The following is a 16,432-nucleotide window of genomic DNA, read 5'->3' on the forward strand; positions in this document are numbered from 1 at the left end:
AACCATGGACATCGGCGCGGTCCGCGGACCGCCCGGCACGGGCCCCGACGAGGGGTCGAGGCGGATGTAGGGAAAGCAAGGCCGGCCATGCGCGGCATCGGCGGGCCGAAGGAGGACATGTGACCCTTGAAGCGGAAGTCGATGCGCTGCGGAAGGTACCTCTGTTTCGCGGGATCGACGCCACCAAACTGAGGCTGCTGGCCTTCATCTCCGACCGCACGCATTTCGCCGCCGGAGAGGAATTGTGCCGCCAGGGGGAGGACGGGGATTCCGCCTTCATCATCCTGGACGGCGAGGCCGACGTGCGCGTGCGCACGTCCGACGGCGAGAAGACCGTGGCACGGCTCGAGCAATATGCGATCGTCGGCGAGATCGCCATCCTGTGCGACGTGCCGCGCACCGCCACGGTGGTCGCCGCCACGGAAATGGACGTGCTGACGGTGTCGAAGGACGATTTCCTGCGTCTCTTGAAGGAATTTCCCGATATGTCGCTTGAAGTCATGCGCACGCTCGCGCAACGTCTGGAGCGCACGACCCAGGATCTGGCCGCGCAAAAGGCATCCGGCACGGCGGCGTGAGGCGAAGTATCGGTGTGAGCAGTTCTCCTTCCCTGTCGATGAAGCTATGGGGTGTGCGCGGCTCGACGCCCACCCCGGGGCAGACGACGCTGCGCTATGGCGGCGAGACCACCTGTTTCGAGGTGCGCGCCGGCGACGACGCGATCCTGATCGATTGCGGCTCGGGCGCGCGCAATCTCGGCGTCGCGCTGCATGCCGCGCCGCCGCGCGCGCTGGACCTGTTCTTCACCCACACTCATCTGGATCACATCTGCGGGCTGCCGTTCTTTTCCCCCGCCTATGACGACCGTTTCGAGATCACGGCCTGGGCCGGCCATTTTCCCGACCGCGCCGGTCTCGTCGACATCATCTGCCGCATCATGTCGCCGCCGATCTTTCCGGTCGCCGCCAACAAGCTGCGCGCCGTGTCGTTCCGCAATTTCCGCGCCGGCGACACCGTGGCGCGCGACGGGCCGATTACGCTGCGCAGCGTGGCGCTGAACCATCCCGGCGGCGCCACCGGCTACCGGCTGGAGCACGGCGGAAAGTCGATCTGCATCATCACCGACCACGAACACGGCGACCCGGAGGTGGACCGCGCGGTCCGGCGCTTCGTTCAGGACGCCGACGTGATGATCTACGACGCGATGTACACCGACGCGGAGTATCCGCGCTTCGTCGGCTGGGGGCATTCGACCTGGGAGAAGGGCGTGGAACTGGCGCTCGAGGCCGGGGTGCGCCAGCCGGTGCTGTTCCACCACGACCCCAGGCGCAGCGATGACGAGCTCGACGCCATCGGCGAGGCGGCGGCGGCGCGTCATCCGGGCGTTCTGGTGGCGCGCGAAGGCATGGTGCTGACCCCGTAGCCCCGATCACCGGAGACCGACGCAACGGTGACTTGCCGGTGAACGCCGGAAACCGGCAAGATCCGGACCGGGACGGAAGCGGCGCGGCGCGCGCCGCGCAAGGAGCGCCGCATGATCCCGGACGCCGGCAATCAGGACGACACAGGCCCCGGACACGGAAGCGAAACCGTGCGCGAAACCGTGCCTGAAGCGGTGCAGGGCGCGTCGGCGCTCGCGCCGGCGGCGGGTCCATATACGGCGCGCGGCGGCGGGCTGCGTCGGGTCTTTCGCGATATCCTGCGCGGCGGACCGGACGAGACCGGCATTCCGGCGCGCGTGCGGGCCGAGATCCGCCAGCGCGAGGCGCGCGCCGAACGGCTGATCGGCTGGGCGCAGTTCGCCATGGTCAGCTTTTTCGCGGGTCTCTATTCGCTGGCGCCCAGGGCCGAGGGCGGCGACGGCTTCAACTTCGTGCCGCTGGCGCTCGCTGCCTATCTGCTGTTCACGCTGCTGCGCGTCGCGCTCGCCTATCGGGTCGAACTGCCCGAATGGTATCTGATCGTCTCGATCGTCGTCGACGTGGCGCTGCTGTGCGGACTGATCTTTTCCTTCCATATCCAATACGCGCAGCCGCCGACCTTCTATCTGAAGGCGCCGACGCTGATGTATCTGTTCATCTTCATCGCCTTGCGCGCGCTGCGCTTCGATCCCCGCTTCGTGCTGATCACCGGCCTGCTCGGCGCGCTCGGCTGGGCGGCGCTGGTCGGCTATGCCGTGACCGCCGACATGGGCGAGATGCGCATCACCCGAAACTACGTCGAGTATCTGACGTCAAACGCGATCCTGATTGGCGCCGAACTCGACAAGACCATCGTCATCCTGGGCGTCACGCTGGTGTTGTCGGCCGCGCTCTACCGGGCCCGCGACGTGCTCGTGCATGCGGTGCGCGACCACGCGGCCGCCGAGGATCTCAAGCGCTTCTTCGCGCCCGAGGTGGCGACCTCGATCACCGGAGCGGACGAGGCGGTCACCGCCGGGCGCGGGGAGATCCGCGAGGCGGCGATCCTGTTCATCGATATTCGCGGCTTCACGGGCACGGCGGCCGGCCTGCCGCCGGAAACGGTGATGCGGGTGCTGGCTTGCTATCAGGAGGGCATGATGGCGGTGATCGCGCGCCACGGCGGGCGGGTCGACAAGTTCCTGGGCGATGGCATTCTCGCCACCTTCGGCGCGGTGGAGGCGAGCGCCACGGCGGCCGCCGACGCGCTGCGCGCGGCGCAGGCGTTGCCGCGGGCGGCCGCCGATCTCGCCGCGCCGGTGGCGGCCTGCGGCTGGCCGCGTGCGTTGCGCATCGGCGCGGCGGTCGCCTTCGGCCCGGTGACGGTCGGGGTGATCGGCGCCGCCAGCCGGCTGGAGTTCACGGTGATCGGCGATGCGGTCAACCGCGCGGCCAAGCTGGAGGAGGCCAACAAGCAGCAGGGCTCGCAGGTGCTGACCGACCGCGCGAGCCTCGAGGCGGCCCGCGCGCAAGGCTTCGCCGGCGCGCCGCGCGAGATACGCGATGCCTGCGCCGTTTCGGGGCTGGGCCAGCCGGTCGACCTGGTGGTGCTCGCCTGAGCGGCCTTGACCCCCGGCATGCTTCCTGCCACCTGTGTGTCGCGCCGCGACCGTGCGTCGGTAACGGTTGCAAGGACAACTACTTGGGGAGTTCCAATGAAGCTCGGGGAAGGTGTATCGGCGGTCGTGACTGGCGGCGCGTCGGGGCTCGGTGCGGCGACCGCCCGCCGGCTGGCGAAGGCGGGCGTCAAGGTCACGCTGTTCGACATGAACGTGGAGGCCGGCGAGGCCGTCGCGAAGGAGATCGGCGGGGCGTTCGTCGCCGTCGACGTCACCAGCGACGACAGTGTCGCGAAGGGCTTTGCCGCGGCGCGCGAGCGCTTCGGCGTGGAGCGCATCCTGGTCAATTGCGCCGGCATCGCCCCGGCCGCCAAGACGACGTCGCGCGGCGAACCGCATCCGATGGACCTGTTCGAGAAGGTGATCGCCGTCAATCTCGTCGGCACCTTCCGCTGCATCGCGCATTCCTCCACCGCCATGTCGGCGCTCGAGCCGCTCACCGGCGACGGCGAGCGCGGCGTGATCGTCTCGACCGCCTCGATCGCCGCCTTCGACGGGCAGGTCGGCCAGGTCGCCTATGCCGCGTCCAAGGGCGGGGTCGCCTCCGCGACGCTGCCGATCGCCCGCGATCTGTCGAAGAGCGGCATTCGCGTGATGACCATCGCGCCGGGCCTCTTCGAGACGCCGATGCTGCTCGGCCTGCCGCAGGAGGTGCAGGACTCGCTCGGCCAGCAGGTGCCGTTCCCCTCCCGCCTCGGCAAGCCGGACGAATACGCCGATCTCGTCGCCGCGATCTGCGAAAACCCGATGCTGAACGGCGAGACCATCCGTCTCGACGGCGCGATCCGCATGGCGCCGCGCTGAGGCGGCAGCCGGGGCTCTCCGGGCCTTCGATGCAATTGTGAAAATGTGGCCCGGCGTCCTGTGCGCCGGGCCATTCTTTTTGCTTGTGCGACGCGCGGCGCGGGCTTACGGGAAACGACAGCACATCCTCTTGGACATTTCGGAAAAGACGCGCGTGGAACAAAGTTGTCGTCCGGCCCCGGCCGGAGCGGGGGCGCCGCTGCGTGCGTCCGATCGTTTGCCCGTGCTCGACGCGCTGCGCGGCTTCGCCGCGCTCGGGATCCTGTGGCGCAACATCTTCGTCTTCGGCATGCCGTCGGTCGCCTTTTCGCTGCCGGTGGAATGGGGCACGGCGGTCGGCGCCAATGTGGCGACCTGGTTGTTCGTCGCCGGTTTCGTCGACGGCACCATGCGCGGCCTGTTCTCCCTGCTGTTCGGCGCAAGCGCCCTGCTGCTGCTCGACAAATATGCGCTGAGACCCGACGGGCTCGCCGCCGCCGATCTCTACTTCCGGCGCCTCGCCGGTCTGATCGCGCTGGGCGTCATACACGGCTATCTGCTGCTGTGGCCCAACGACATTCTCTTCGTCTATGGCGTCGTGGGGATGTTCCTCTTTCTGCTGCGGTCCGTTTCGGCACGCGGACTTCTGGTGCTGGCCCTCGTTCTCTTGTCGGTCTCCACGCTCAAGGACGGACTGGGCTGGGGGCTGGAGGGCGATCCTTTCGACGCGGTCGGGATCGCCGGGGGCGACGTCCCCGATCCGGCGTTCGATCTTGGGGAAGAAGAAGCGGCGCAGGGTGCGGTCGCGGAACAGGCGAGCGGCGGCGGTGCACCGGCAGACGGCGCCGTTTCCGAGGAGGAGGCCTTCTACGCCGACGTGGAGTTGCAGGCCATGGCGGAGATCGACGAGCGGCTTCAGTCCTATTCGGGTCTGCTGGCGACCATCGCGCCGCTGACCTTCGAGGAACAGACGCGGCGGCTGGTGGCCGATCATCTGCTCGACGTCGGCGCGATGATGGTGCTCGGCATGGCGCTCTATCGCCTCGGCGGGCTGTCCGGGCGCTGGTCGTGGCGCGTTTACGCGGCGATGGCGGTCGTCGGGCTGAGCGTCGGCGGGACGCTCGGGATGATCGTCAACGCCCCCAGCGTGCTCGTCGCCTGGTCGCCCTACGATCCGGGGGAGGCGATCGGCTACTTCTACAATCCGCGCCGGGTGAGCCTGTGTCTGGGGCTGGTGGGCGCCTTTCACCTTCTGGCGCGGATACGCGCGGCCCGCTGGCTGCTCGCGCCGCTGCAGGCGGCCGGACGCGTCGCGCTGACGATCTACGTCAGCCAGTCGGTGCTCTGCGCGCTGCTGTTCTACGGTCCGGGGCTCGGTCTCTTCGGCGAGTTCGAGCATGTGACGGTGTTGCAGATCGCCTTCGGGCTGAACGCCCTGCAGCTCCTGCTCGCCTGGGCCTGGGTGCGGTCGGGGCGTCAGGGCCCGCTGGAAGCCCTGATCCGCCGTGTCGCGGGCGACACGCGCCCGGCCGCGTGACCGCCGCCGGGGCCGGGTCTCGGCACGGGGACGCTTGCGCCGTGGCGTCAGCGCTCTACTCTGGAAGGAATGATAAGGCGCGACCCACGGGACAATCGGACAGGCGGCGGGACACGTGATCGGCTGTGCGCCGCCGCGCGCGCCATGGGGGCGGGTCTTCTGGCCGCCGGTGTTGCGTTGGGGGCTGCGCCCGCGCAGGCCTGCCAGCTTGCGCTCGTCCTGGCGCTCGATGTGTCCTCCAGCGTCGATGCGCGCGAGTACCGCTTCCAGATGCGCGGCCTCGGCACCGCCTTTCGCGATCCCGAGGTCATCGAGGCGATCCAGGTCAACGGCGGCATGATGGCCACCGCCTTCGAGTGGAGCGGGCGCGACAAGCAGGTCGCCGTGGCCGGCTGGACCTGGCTCGAGACGGACGCGGCGATCCTGGCCTTTGCCGACCGCCTGTCGGGGGCCCCGCGCAGCCATTCGCGATTTCCCACCGCGCTCGGCTATGCGCTGGGCCATGCGGCCACGCGCTTCTCCCGCCTGCCGCGCCCCTGCGCGCGTCAGGTGGTCGACGTGTCCGGCGACGGCGTGAACAACGAGGGCTTTCCGCCGGCCAGCGCCTATCGGGCCTTCGATTTCACGCGCATCACGGTCAACGGGCTGGTGATCGCCGGCGCCGATCCGGACCCGGTCGCCTATTACCGCGAGGACGTGATCCGGGGTCCCGACGCCTTTCTCGAGGTGGCAAGCGGCTTCGACGACTACGCGAACGCCATGAAGCGCAAGCTGCTGCGGGAGATTCGCGGCAACGCCTTCGCCGGAAGAGACGAGGGCGGGGAGGCGCCGCGCGCCTCAGCGGCAATCGCGGCGCGATGAGGCGCCGTAGAGACCGCCGTGCCCCGATCCGGTGACGGTTCCGCTCGAGCGGCAGCGTTCCTGGTCGGACAGGGGGAGCGGCTGGCCGGCGAGGCACGCGGCATAAGCGGCGTCGAAGGCGCGTTGCCAGGCCGACAGATCCGGGCGATCCAGCTGGTCGAGGGCGGCGAGCCCGCCGCCGAGCCGGGCTCCGCGCCGCGCGCCGCGCACGCTCCAGCCGCCGGGAGACGAGCCCGGTCCCGCCAGCGCGCCGACAATGGCCCCCTCGACCGCCGCGCCCGCCACGTCCTCGCCCGTCGGATGGCCGGAGACCGAGCGATCCGCATGGGCCGCCGCCTGAAGGGCGCAAAGCTCCGGGTCGGGGCCGGAGTCCGCCCGCGCGTCGGTTGAAAGGCTGGAGATTGTGAATGCGACCGTGAGTGCGACGGCGAGGCCGAGCGCAAGCCGCACGGGCCCGCGCCCTCCCGTCCGGCCCCGCCCTCGCGTCGCAGGTCGGGGCTCGCCGGGTCCGGGGGTGTCGCCTGAGATGCCCTGCTGCATCGCCCGCTCCTCGTTGCCGGTGGCCATTCCGGCCATGCTGGCCGATGTCCCTGTGGTCGCGTGTCCGCCAGTCTGGCGCATCCAGTCTAGCGCATCGCCCGCGCGGGATCAGCTTCGCGCGCATTCTCCGGACGCGCGCTCGGCCTCTTGAAAACTCCGGAGAGACTATTCGGAATTCCCTTTGCGCGTGCTTAACTCGGCTGTCCACGCATGGCGGGGCTTCACAGGGGAATTATTTTAGTCTTAAAATAATTCCAGCCGCCAAAGAGCGGGGCGTCGTCAGCGTCGCGACGACCAATGACACCAGACCATCCGAAGGGGCGCGCCGGGCCGGTGGGCGGCACGCGGGCTCTTGAGAGGGGAGAGAGCAATGAAACGCATCCTTACCGCGGCCGTCGCCGCGGCCGCCCTTGGCTTGTCGGGCGCGGCCGCGCAGGCCGAAAGCCTCAAGATCGGCTTCCTCGCGACCCTGTCCGGACCGCCGGCCGTGTTGGGTCAGCACATGCGCGACGGCTTCCTGCTCGGCGTCAAGCAGGCGGGCGGCAAGCTCGGCGGCCTCGACACCGAGGTGATCGTGGTCGACGACGAACTCAAGCCCGATGCGGCGCTGACCAAGGTGCGCGGCCTGCTGGAGCGCGATCAGGTCGACATGATGGCCGGCGTCGTCTTCTCCAACGTCATGATGGCGGTCTACAAGCCGGTGATCGAGAGCGAGACGATCTTCATCGGCGGCAACGCCGGGCCGTCGCCGATCGCGGGCCGGGCCTGTTCGCCCTATTTCTTCACCACCTCCTATCAGAACGACCAGAACCACGAGGCGATGGGCAAATACGCCCAGGACCAGGGCTATCAGCGCGTCTTCATCATGGCCCCGAACTATCAGGCCGGTAAGGATTCGCTCGCCGGCTTCAAGCGGCACTTCAAGGGCGAGATCGTCGACGAGGTCTACACCAAGCTCGGCCAGCTCGACTTTTCCTCCGAACTGACGCGGATCGCGGCGGAAAAGCCCGATGCGGTCTTCGCCTTCATGCCGGGCGGCATGGGCGTGAACCTGGTGAAGCAGTACCGTCAGGCGGGCCTCGCCGACAGCACGCCCTTCCTCTCCGCCTTCACCGTGGATGAGACGACGCTGCCCGCGACCCAGGACGCGGCCCTTGGCCTCGTGTCGGGCGCGCAGTGGGCGCCCGATCTCGACAACGCCGCCAACAAGGCCTTCGTCGAGGCCTTCGAGGCCGAATACGGCTATGCGCCGGCGGTCTATGCGGCACAGGGGTATGACGCGGCCCGCCTGATCGACGCGGCCCTGAAGAAAGCCGGTGGCAAGGACGACAAGGACGCGCTGCTCGCGGCCTTCAAGGAAGCGCCCTTCGACAGCGTGCGCGGCGACTTCTCCTTCAACACCAACAACTTCCCCATCCAGGACGTCTATGTCGTGGAAGCGGTGAAGCGCGAGGACGGCACCTTTGTCACCAACACGGTCGCGAAGGTGTTCGAGGACAAGATCGACGCCTATGTCGACGAGTGCCGGATGAACTGATCCGCCTGTCCGGCCCGGGCCTCGCGTCCGGGCCGGCGTGCGTTCCCACGTCCTTCCAACCCGCATCTTCACGCAACCGACGAGGCCGGCCCGTTGAGCGTCACCCTGTTTGCCGTGCAGACCCTCAACGGGTTGCAACTCGGCATCCTCCTGTTTCTGATCGCCGCCGGCCTGACGCTGGTCTTCGGCGTGATGGATTTCATCAATTTGGCGCATGGCGTGCAGTACATGCTCGGCGCCTATCTCGCGGTCGCGGCCTATGCGGTGACCGGCACCTTCTGGGGCGCGCTGGTGATCGCGCTCGTCGGCGCGCTCCTCGTCGGTCTGGCGCTGGAGATGCTGATCTTCCGTCACCTCTACGACCGCGATCATCTCGATCAGGTGCTGGCGACCTTCGGCATCATCCTGTTCCTGAACGAGGCGGTGAAGGTGATCTGGGGCGCGGCCCCGCTCACCCTGCCGATGCCGGAGCTGCTGTCGGGCTCCATCGTGCTGATGGACGGGCTGCTCTATCCCGTCTACCGCATCGCCCTGATCGTGGCCGGGCTCGCGGTCGCCGGATTGCTCTATATTCTGGTCGCCAAGACGCGGGCCGGCATGCTGGTGCGCGCCGGGGCGACCAACGCGCCGATGGTGGCGGCCCTCGGCGTCAACATCCGCCGCCTGTTCATGCTGGTCTTCGGCTTCGGGGCGATGCTCGCGGGCTTCGCCGGCATCCTCGCCGCGCCGATCCTCGTGGTCGAGCCGGGCATGGGCGACAACCTGCTGATCCTCGCCTTCGTGGTCATCGTCATCGGCGGCATTGGGTCCATTCGCGGTGCCTTCCTGGCGGCGCTGATCGTCGGGCTGGTCGACACGCTCGGACGCGGCTTCGCCACCGACATCGCCAAGCTCGCGCTCTCGCCGTCGGCGGCCAATGATGTCGGCCCGGCGATCGCCTCCATGCTGATCTACGTGCTGATGGCCGCCGTGCTCTTCTTCCGCCCCACGGGGCTGTTTCCGGCACGCGGCGGGTGAGGGCCATGACCGACGCATCCTTCCCCCGGACCCGCCCCCGTGCCCGCCGATGGTCGCGCGAGGCGCTGCTCGCGAGCGTGCTCTTCGCGCTCTTCGCCGCGCTGCCGGTCGTCGCGGCGGCGATGGACGACACCTTCATCGTCTTCTTCACCATCCGCGTGATGGTCTTCGCCATCGCCGCCGTCAGCCTGTCGCTGATCCTCGGCTATGGCGCGATGGTGAGCTTCGGCCACGCCGCCTACATCGGGCTCGGCGCCTATTCGGTCGCGATCCTCGCCGAGCACGGCGTGTGGGACGTGACCGTCTCCCTGCCGGTGACGCTCGCCGTGACCGGGCTGTTCGCCCTCGTCACCGGGGCGATCAGCCTGAAGACGCGCGGCGTCTATTTCATCATGATCACGCTCGCCTTCGGACAGATGGCCTATTACACGGCGACCTCGCTTTCCGCCTATGGCGGCGACGACGGGCTCACCATGTGGGGCCGGACCGAGATCCTGGGCTCCACGGCGCTCACCGACCGCACGACCTTCTACTATGTGGTGCTCGGCTGCCTGCTGCTTTGCTACGCGCTTGCGCGGATGATCGTCGCCTCGCGCTTCGGCCGCGTGCTGCAGGGCGCCAAGCAGAGCGAGATGCGCTTGCGCGCCGTCGGCCTCGATCCCTATCCCTACCGCCTCGTCGCCTATGTCATCGCCGGCATGATGGCGGGGCTTTCCGGTGCGCTGCTCGCCAACGCCGCGGAATTCGTCTCCCCCGCCTATATGTCCTGGCACCGCTCGGGCGAGCTCATCGTCATGGTGGTGCTCGGCGGGCTCGGGTCGCTGGCCGGCGCCATCGTCGGGGCGGCGAGCTTCCTGATCCTGGAGGAGGTGCTGTCGCACATCACCCAGCACTGGCGGCTGCTCTTCGGGCCGTTCCTGGTGCTGGTGGTGCTGTTCGGGCGCGGCGGTCTGATCGCGCTGATCCCGGGAGGGCGCAAGCAATGAGCGAGCCGATCCTCGCCCTCGACGACCTGTGCAAGGCCTATGGCGCGCTCAAGGTCACCAATCACGTGACGCTCGACGTGCGTCCGGGCGAAATCCACGCGGTGATCGGCCCGAACGGGGCCGGCAAGACGACGCTGATCGGCCAGATCTCCGGATCTCTGCGCCCCGACAGCGGCACGGTGCGCTTCGACGGGCGCGACGTGACGGCCCTGCCGATGCATGCGCGCGCCCGGGCCGGGCTGGCCCGCTCCTTCCAGATCACCGAGATCCTGCCCGCCTTCACCGCGCGGGAAAACGTGGCGCTCGCCCTGCAGGCGCGCGATGGCCATTCCTTCCGCTTCGTGAGGCCGGTGGCGCGCGACGGCGATCTCAACGCCCGCGCGGACGCCTGTCTTGCCGAACTGGGCCTTGCCGAGCGCGCCGACGTGCCCGCAGGCACGCTGTCGCACGGGGAAAAGCGCGCGCTGGAACTGGCCATCGCGCTCGCCTGCGAGCCGAAGCTCCTGTTGCTCGACGAGCCGATGGCCGGCACGGGGCGCGAGGAGACCGACCGGCTGGTCGAGGTGCTGCGGGCGCTCAAGGGCCGCTACGCGATGCTGCTGGTGGAACACGACATGAGCGCGGTCTTCGCGCTCGCCGACCGGATTTCCGTGCTGGTCTACGGCGAGATCGTCGCCACCGGCGCTCCGGACGCCATCCGCGACGACCCGCGCGTGCGCGAGGCCTATCTCGGCGAGGAGGCCGTGGCATGAGCATGCTTCTCCAGGTCGAGGGGCTGGAAGCCTCCTACGGCGCGGCGCAGGTGCTGTTCGGCATGAGCTTTGAAGTCGAGACCGGCCGGGTCGTGACGCTCATGGGCCGCAACGGCATGGGCAAGACGACCACCATTCGCACCGTGCTCGGCATGATCGCGCCGGGCGCGGGCCGCGTGGTCTTCGACGGCGTCGAGATGACCGGCGCGCCCTCCTATCGCATCGCGCAGGCCGGCATCGGTCTGGTTCCGGAGGGACGGCAGGTGTTCCCCACCCTGAGTGTCGAGGAGAACCTGATCGCCACCAGCGCCAACCGCTTCGCCGCCGATCCGGGCTGGTCGCTGGCGCGCGTCTACGACTTCTTTCCGCGCCTGCGCGAACGGCGCACCAACATGGGCAACGAGCTGTCCGGCGGCGAGCAGCAGATGCTGGCCATCGGCCGGGCGCTGATGACCAACCCGAAGCTCCTGATCCTCGACGAAGCGACCGAGGGGCTCGCCCCTCTGGTGCGCGCGGAAATCTGGGCCTGTCTGGAGCGCCTGAAGGGAGAGGGGCAGTCGATCCTCGTCGTCGACAAGAACGTCGACGCGCTGGAAAAACTCGCCGATGCCCATGTCATCGTGGAGAAAGGGCAGGTGGCCTGGACCGGCTCATCGGCGGAGCTTGCCGGCGACCCGACGATCCGCGATCGCTACCTGAGCGTTTGATCTCAGGCGATGCCAGTTGAAATGGTGGAGCGCCTCCGCCATTCTCCCCTGCGTGCGTGTGTAACGCGGGGGGACCGCGATGGATCTGACGACGGACTTCGAACGTCTCATCGACGAGATCGACGCCGCGAAACTGGCAGGCGCAAGGCGCAGCCGGAACGGCGGAGATCCCTCCGGCGACACGTTCGACTTCAAGGGATTGCGCTTCGCCCGCGACGGCCGCGGCGGCTTCGTGATCGAGCCGACGGCCTTCACCGGGCGCCGGGCGGACGATGCGGACATTCTCCGCCTGTTTTCCCTCCTCGATTTCTATCGCCGGCGAAAGCGCGACAGGTACCGGCGGCACCTTGCGCAGGGCTATTCCGGCCTGAAATGCGTCGCGGAAGGGGATTCCTGGTTCGAACTGCCGCCCATCGGCTACGCAACCGATATCCTGCGGGAACTGTGGGACGACTATGCGATCCTGTCATTGGCCAAGGCCGGCGATGCCTGGGAGAGCGTGCTGCGACAGGACGAGTTGTTCACCACGGTCGCGGAGGAAAACCCGGACGTCGTTCTTCTGAGCGTCGGCGGCAACAACGTTCTCGGCCAGATCGAAACCTTCGTTCATCCCTGGTCCCCGGACCGGCCGACCGACGCCTATGTGAACGAAGAATTTCAGTACGAACTCAACAAGATCGTCTATTACACGGAGCGCTGGGCAACCCGCCTCGTCGATCTGGGCTGCGACGTGATCACCCACGGCTATGGCTATGCGGAAGGGCGCCCGGCCGACGAGGGCGGCTTCCTGATCGGCGGTCCGTTGAGTCGCGAACGCAACATTCATGATCGGACGATCTGGAAAAGCGTGGTCCGTCAGATGCTCGACCGCTTCAATGAGCGGATCGCGGCGCTCGCGGCCCAGCCGAAATTCGGTGGCAGGTTTCATTTTCTTGATCTCAGACGGGACATCGGCACCGGCCCGGACTGGTGGCAGGACGAGGTTCACCTGACCAGAAAGGGATATGAGGTCGTGGCCGCGAAATTCCGGACCAGGCTGGAGGCGATTGCCGCGGCGCGCGCCGGCGCCTGATCGGCATCTGACCGGCACCTGAGGGGCCTCCCACGTCGCATCGACCGCGCCCTGCGATCCGGCTTTGCAGCCTGCGCGTGTGACGGACGGGCATGGTATTGAAAACCCGAGGCATCCTTTCCTTCCCGCGACGGAAAAAGTCACGGAATGGTCACATCCTCTCGTTTCGATTGGGGCGGAAACGGGGGCGTCACCACTTATCGATCATCGCAAGCGAACACGGCACGGGCGTCATCCCCTCGGGGCGCCCGACGATGATCCGCATTCAGCCGCAAAGGGCGACATGCCATGACTTCTCGGCCAAATCACACGCTCGTGCGTCGCGCACGGCGCCAGATGGAGGACGGTCGGCTCGACCGCCGCCAGTTCCTGCGGCTGGCCACGCTGTTCGGCCTCGGTGCCACGAGCGCCTATGCGCTGGCCGGATTGCCGGCGCCGGCGCGCGCGAGCGACCTTACCGATTCGCCCTTTCCCCCGCTGGACGCCGACGCGACGCGCGGCGGCACCCTGCGCATCGGCATGGGCGTCCAGAAGATGGACGACCCGGCGCTGTTTTCCTGGGGAGAGATGGCCAATCAGGCCCGCCACATCCTCGACTATGTCGCGCTGACGGGCGCGGACAATATCACCCGGCCGATGCTCGCCTCCGGGTGGACGCCGTCGGACGATCTCAAGACGTGGGTCATTACCTTCCGCGAGGGGATCACCTGGCACAATGGCGACGCCTTCACCGCCGAGCATGTCGCCTGGAACGTGCGGCGCTGGCTCGACGGCACGCTCGGCTCCGCCAACATCGGCCTGTCGACCTTCAGCGCGCTGGTGGAGGAAAGCGGCGAGACGGAAGCCGACGGCACGCCGGTGCGCCGGCCGATCGAGGGCGCCATCGAGGTGGTCGATCCGCTGACCCTGCGCCTGAAGCTTGCCAAGCCCGTGCTGTCGGTGCCGGAGGATTTCAGCAATTTCTCCTGCCCCATCGTGCATCCGTCGTTCACTGCGCCGTGGTCGGACAACCCCATCGGCACCGGCGCCTACCGGCTCAAGGAGCTGGTGGTCGGTGAGCGCTGCATCCTGGAGCGGATGACGACCCGCACCGACGGCGAGTCCTTCGTCTACTGGGGCGGCGAGGTGATGCTCGACGAGATCCACTATTACGACTTCAGCGTCGACAACCAGCTGCTGGCGCTGGCCGGCGGCGACGTGGATGCCATCTTCGAGTTCGGCCCGGAGCAGAAGCCGCTGGCGGAGAGCATTTCGGGCAAGATCCTGCCCGTGGAGACCGCCTATTGCCTCGTCTGCCGGATGCGGATGGACACCGCGCCCTTCGACGATGTCCGGGTGCGCAAGGCGGTGCAATTGTCGGTGGACAATGCGGCGGTCGCGGCTTTCGCCTTCGCGGGAGACGCGCAAGCCGGCGAGAACCACCACGTTTCGCCGGTGCATCCGGAGTATTTCGAGCTGCCGCCCATCGCGCGCGACGTGGAGCAGGCAAAGGCGCTGCTCGCGCAAGCCGGCTATCCCGACGGCATCGAGCTGACCATCGACGTCGGCAACACCGACGGGGTTTGGCAGCAGACGGTCTGCGAGGCGATGCGCGACCAGATGGCGGATGCCGGCATCCGGCTGACGGTGAACCTCATGCCGGCGACCAAATACTGGGAGATCTGGACCGAAACGCCCTTCGGCGCGACCTCCTGGGCGCATCGCCCGCTCGGCACCATGGTGCTGTCGCAGGCCTATCGCGCGGGCGTGCCGTGGAACGAAAGCCGGTTTTCCAATCCGGAGTTCGACGCCGCGCTCGACGCGGCAGAGGCGGTCTTCGACCCCGATGAACGGCGGGAGAAGATGGAGACGGTCGAGCGGTTGCTGCAGGACAGCGGCGTCATCGTGCAGCCGCTGTGGCGGCCGATCTACACGATGACCTCGGACAAGGTGCACGGCTTCCCGGCGCATCCCTCCAAGTTCCACGTGCTCAATGCGACCTGGGTCGAAAGCTGACACGGGCGCGCTTCCAACGCGCCGGACCGGGGTCGCCGATCCCGGTCCGGAGCCGCCAGGCCGCCTTCCGGGCGGCGCGGCTCACAGAAGGTCGCAGCGGCTGATTTTCCAGTCGTTCTCAAGTTCCTCAAGATGCTCGTTGGCGCGACGGATGCGCGCCTTGAGTTGATCAACAAGCCCTTTCAGGCGAAATTGCTCCGACTTGAGGAAGTCGATCCGGTCATCATTCTTGCCATCATGGCGCTGCCTCGTGACCTCGTGCCACTCTTGGTCGGTCCGCTCGCGTTCGGCGTCAAGCTGCGCGATCTCGGTTCGCAGCCGTCCCATTTGGCTCTCGAGCGTGCGGCACTTCTCGCGCAAAACGACGTCATACGGCGTGAGCGACATGCATTGCTCCGGCGCGGCGACATGCGCCTTCGTCGCGTGATTGACTGTCGACGCCCTTTTGCAATCAGTCATTGAGTTGCCCCTGATTTCGTCGCTAACATGTATGTGCCGATCAAGAATACGCTCGGCCTTCACGGTCGCGGGTAACTCTCTTGCCGATGCGGAAGAACATTTGATCATGAAGGGGTTCCGGGTGCCGCAACGGGGGTGGGTGCAGATTGTCGTGCTGGTCGCCTGCATTGTGTCCCTGTCTCCATCCATCAGGGCCCAGCCGTTCGATGGCGATGGATTCTTGCGCGATGTGCGCGAGTACCGTCTTCTGATGACAAGCGCGGGTGTGATCGCCGACGAAGCCGGGATCGACTGGCTCATGCCAGGAAGTCCCTGGCGTCCGTTTCTGAGCGAACAGATGACCGAAACCCTGAGCCTGGATGCGCGTCGGCGCCTGATGCGCGATGCGGCGAAGGGGGCCTGCGACGCGGTCGCCGCCACGGAACTGGCGGCCTTCGTGCGGCGGTACCCGGAGTTGGAACCGGCCCTAGCAGAGCCGGATATTGGCCCCTTGTTTCGAAAGACGATCTATCCGTCGTTTTCCCATGCCTATGCCCGCTGTCGGGCGCTCGCGATTATCGAACCGCTTGTTGCCGAGGCGCGCCGGTTCAGTGAGGAAAAGGGCGACATATACGACGCCCATTCGGTGCAATACTTCATCAGGAGCGGCCGCCACGACGCGACCGGGCCCGTTGAACTGGACAATCAGGTGTTGTCTTCAGCCGTGTCGACGCTGGAAATGCTGGCCACCTGCCATCACGACCCGGGCGCTCTGGCCGACCTGCTGCGTCTCGAGCCGCATCTCGGCGATCTGAAGGCCGCCGGCGACCGGGGGATCTATCTCGTCCGGCTGGCCGAAGCCCTGGGCGTGGGCGACCCGGCCGCCTTCGAGCCGCTGCCAGAGGTGTGGGACGCGCAGGACCGCGCGCGGATCGCGCGCATCGACCGGACGTTTGCCGACATGCCCGTCGCCGAGGCGGTCCGGGTGTTACCCTATCAAGCCGAGGCCTGCCGGCTGCTGCCGGTCGTGCTGGAGGAGCTCTACCGGCCGGAACGCACGCGCCTCGTGCCGCCGGCCGGCAAGGCGGCACGGTGATCCGGGGCGGAGACGAGATGCAGCGATCTTTG

16 protein-coding genes are annotated in these 16,432 nt (G+C 67.8%); 14 read left to right on the plus strand and 2 right to left on the minus strand.

What is annotated here, in order from left to right:
- The first annotated feature begins 119 nt into the window (after window positions 1–119).
- From ABL312_RS04185 to ABL312_RS04210, 6 genes are all read left to right on the plus strand, one after another.
- Window positions 120–578, plus strand: a complete 459-nt coding sequence (locus tag ABL312_RS04185; RefSeq protein ID WP_349360118.1) for a cyclic nucleotide-binding domain-containing protein — start codon at window positions 120–122, stop codon at window positions 576–578.
- Between the two features lie 14 nt (window positions 579–592).
- Window positions 593–1,423, plus strand: a complete 831-nt coding sequence (locus ABL312_RS04190) for an MBL fold metallo-hydrolase (protein ID WP_349360119.1) — start codon at window positions 593–595, stop codon at window positions 1,421–1,423.
- Between the two features lie 111 nt (window positions 1,424–1,534).
- Window positions 1,535–3,019 carry an adenylate/guanylate cyclase domain-containing protein gene (locus tag ABL312_RS04195; RefSeq protein ID WP_349360120.1) on the plus strand — a complete coding sequence of 495 codons (1,485 nt, stop codon included), beginning with the start codon at window positions 1,535–1,537 and terminating at the stop codon, window positions 3,017–3,019.
- A 96-nt stretch (window positions 3,020–3,115) separates the two neighbouring features.
- Window positions 3,116–3,883, plus strand: a complete 768-nt coding sequence (locus tag ABL312_RS04200; protein WP_349360121.1) for a 3-hydroxyacyl-CoA dehydrogenase — start codon at window positions 3,116–3,118, stop codon at window positions 3,881–3,883.
- A 223-nt stretch (window positions 3,884–4,106) separates the two neighbouring features.
- Complete coding sequence (locus ABL312_RS04205; RefSeq protein WP_349360122.1) at window positions 4,107–5,399, plus strand: DUF418 domain-containing protein; 1,293 nt, start codon at window positions 4,107–4,109, stop codon at window positions 5,397–5,399.
- 144 nt (window positions 5,400–5,543) lie between these two features.
- Complete coding sequence (locus ABL312_RS04210) at window positions 5,544–6,260, plus strand: DUF1194 domain-containing protein (RefSeq protein ID WP_349360123.1); 717 nt, start codon at window positions 5,544–5,546, stop codon at window positions 6,258–6,260.
- Here the strand turns inward: ABL312_RS04210 and ABL312_RS04215 are convergent.
- Complete coding sequence (locus ABL312_RS04215) at window positions 6,237–6,710, minus strand: hypothetical protein (RefSeq protein ID WP_349360124.1); 474 nt, start codon at window positions 6,708–6,710, stop codon at window positions 6,237–6,239. The two genes, ABL312_RS04210 and ABL312_RS04215, sit on opposite strands and share 24 nt — an antisense overlap.
- A gap of 460 nt (window positions 6,711–7,170) precedes the next feature.
- Here ABL312_RS04215 and ABL312_RS04220 point away from each other — a divergent pair, with 460 nt between their 5' ends.
- From ABL312_RS04220 to ABL312_RS04250, 7 genes are all read left to right on the plus strand, one after another.
- Window positions 7,171–8,337: an ABC transporter substrate-binding protein gene (locus ABL312_RS04220; RefSeq protein WP_349360125.1), complete on the plus strand. Its 1,167-nt coding sequence runs from the start codon at window positions 7,171–7,173 to the stop codon at window positions 8,335–8,337.
- Between the two features lie 93 nt (window positions 8,338–8,430).
- The gene (locus tag ABL312_RS04225; RefSeq protein ID WP_349360126.1) at window positions 8,431–9,354 is read left to right on the plus strand and encodes a branched-chain amino acid ABC transporter permease; all 924 of its coding nucleotides are present in this window, start codon (window positions 8,431–8,433) and stop codon (window positions 9,352–9,354) included.
- Window positions 9,355–9,359: 5 nt separating this feature from the next.
- On the plus strand, window positions 9,360–10,340 hold the full coding sequence (locus ABL312_RS04230; protein WP_349360127.1) for a branched-chain amino acid ABC transporter permease: 981 nt from the start codon (window positions 9,360–9,362) through the stop codon (window positions 10,338–10,340).
- On the plus strand, window positions 10,337–11,092 hold the full coding sequence (locus tag ABL312_RS04235) for an ABC transporter ATP-binding protein (protein WP_349360128.1): 756 nt from the start codon (window positions 10,337–10,339) through the stop codon (window positions 11,090–11,092). The genes ABL312_RS04230 and ABL312_RS04235 overlap by 4 nt, the downstream gene beginning before the upstream one ends.
- Window positions 11,089–11,799: an ABC transporter ATP-binding protein gene (locus ABL312_RS04240; RefSeq protein WP_349360129.1), complete on the plus strand. Its 711-nt coding sequence runs from the start codon at window positions 11,089–11,091 to the stop codon at window positions 11,797–11,799. Before ABL312_RS04235 ends, ABL312_RS04240 begins: the two co-directional genes overlap by 4 nt.
- 79 nt (window positions 11,800–11,878) lie before the next feature.
- Window positions 11,879–12,871 carry an SGNH/GDSL hydrolase family protein gene (locus tag ABL312_RS04245; protein WP_349360130.1) on the plus strand — a complete coding sequence of 331 codons (993 nt, stop codon included), beginning with the start codon at window positions 11,879–11,881 and terminating at the stop codon, window positions 12,869–12,871.
- A gap of 288 nt (window positions 12,872–13,159) precedes the next feature.
- Window positions 13,160–14,866 (plus strand): ABC transporter substrate-binding protein, encoded by a 1,707-nt coding sequence (locus ABL312_RS04250; RefSeq protein ID WP_349360131.1) that lies wholly within the window; start codon window positions 13,160–13,162, stop codon window positions 14,864–14,866.
- Window positions 14,867–14,947: 81 nt separating this feature from the next.
- Here the strand turns inward: ABL312_RS04250 and ABL312_RS04255 are convergent, their stop codons facing one another.
- The gene (locus tag ABL312_RS04255) at window positions 14,948–15,433 is read right to left on the minus strand and encodes a hypothetical protein (protein WP_349360132.1); all 486 of its coding nucleotides are present in this window, start codon (window positions 15,431–15,433) and stop codon (window positions 14,948–14,950) included.
- Between ABL312_RS04255 and ABL312_RS04260 the strand changes: the two genes are divergently transcribed.
- Window positions 15,426–16,400 (plus strand): hypothetical protein, encoded by a 975-nt coding sequence (locus tag ABL312_RS04260; protein WP_349360133.1) that lies wholly within the window; start codon window positions 15,426–15,428, stop codon window positions 16,398–16,400. The two genes, ABL312_RS04255 and ABL312_RS04260, sit on opposite strands and share 8 nt — an antisense overlap.
- Window positions 16,401–16,432: the final 32 nt, after the last annotated feature.

Source organism: Stappia sp., from assembly GCF_040110915.1.
Classification (GTDB): domain Bacteria; phylum Pseudomonadota; class Alphaproteobacteria; order Rhizobiales; family Stappiaceae; genus Stappia.

What these genes read in the sequence shown, in the direction of transcription:
- ABL312_RS04240 (WP_349360129.1), top strand. Translation starts at nt 11,089, where the DNA reads ATGAGCATGCTTCTCCAGGTCGAGGGGCTGGAAGCCTCCTACGGCGCG.
- ABL312_RS04210 (WP_349360123.1), top strand. Translation starts at nt 5,544, where the DNA reads ATGGGGGCGGGTCTTCTGGCCGCCGGTGTTGCGTTGGGGGCTGCGCCC.
- ABL312_RS04245 (WP_349360130.1), top strand. Translation starts at nt 11,879, where the DNA reads ATGGATCTGACGACGGACTTCGAACGTCTCATCGACGAGATCGACGCC.
- ABL312_RS04235 (WP_349360128.1), top strand. Translation starts at nt 10,337, where the DNA reads ATGAGCGAGCCGATCCTCGCCCTCGACGACCTGTGCAAGGCCTATGGC.
- ABL312_RS04195 (WP_349360120.1), top strand. Translation starts at nt 1,535, where the DNA reads ATGATCCCGGACGCCGGCAATCAGGACGACACAGGCCCCGGACACGGA.
- ABL312_RS04250 (WP_349360131.1), top strand. Translation starts at nt 13,160, where the DNA reads ATGACTTCTCGGCCAAATCACACGCTCGTGCGTCGCGCACGGCGCCAG.
- ABL312_RS04200 (WP_349360121.1), top strand. Translation starts at nt 3,116, where the DNA reads ATGAAGCTCGGGGAAGGTGTATCGGCGGTCGTGACTGGCGGCGCGTCG.
- ABL312_RS04220 (WP_349360125.1), top strand. Translation starts at nt 7,171, where the DNA reads ATGAAACGCATCCTTACCGCGGCCGTCGCCGCGGCCGCCCTTGGCTTG.
- ABL312_RS04230 (WP_349360127.1), top strand. Translation starts at nt 9,360, where the DNA reads ATGACCGACGCATCCTTCCCCCGGACCCGCCCCCGTGCCCGCCGATGG.
- ABL312_RS04255 (WP_349360132.1), bottom strand. Translation starts at nt 15,433, where the DNA reads ATGATCAAATGTTCTTCCGCATCGGCAAGAGAGTTACCCGCGACCGTG.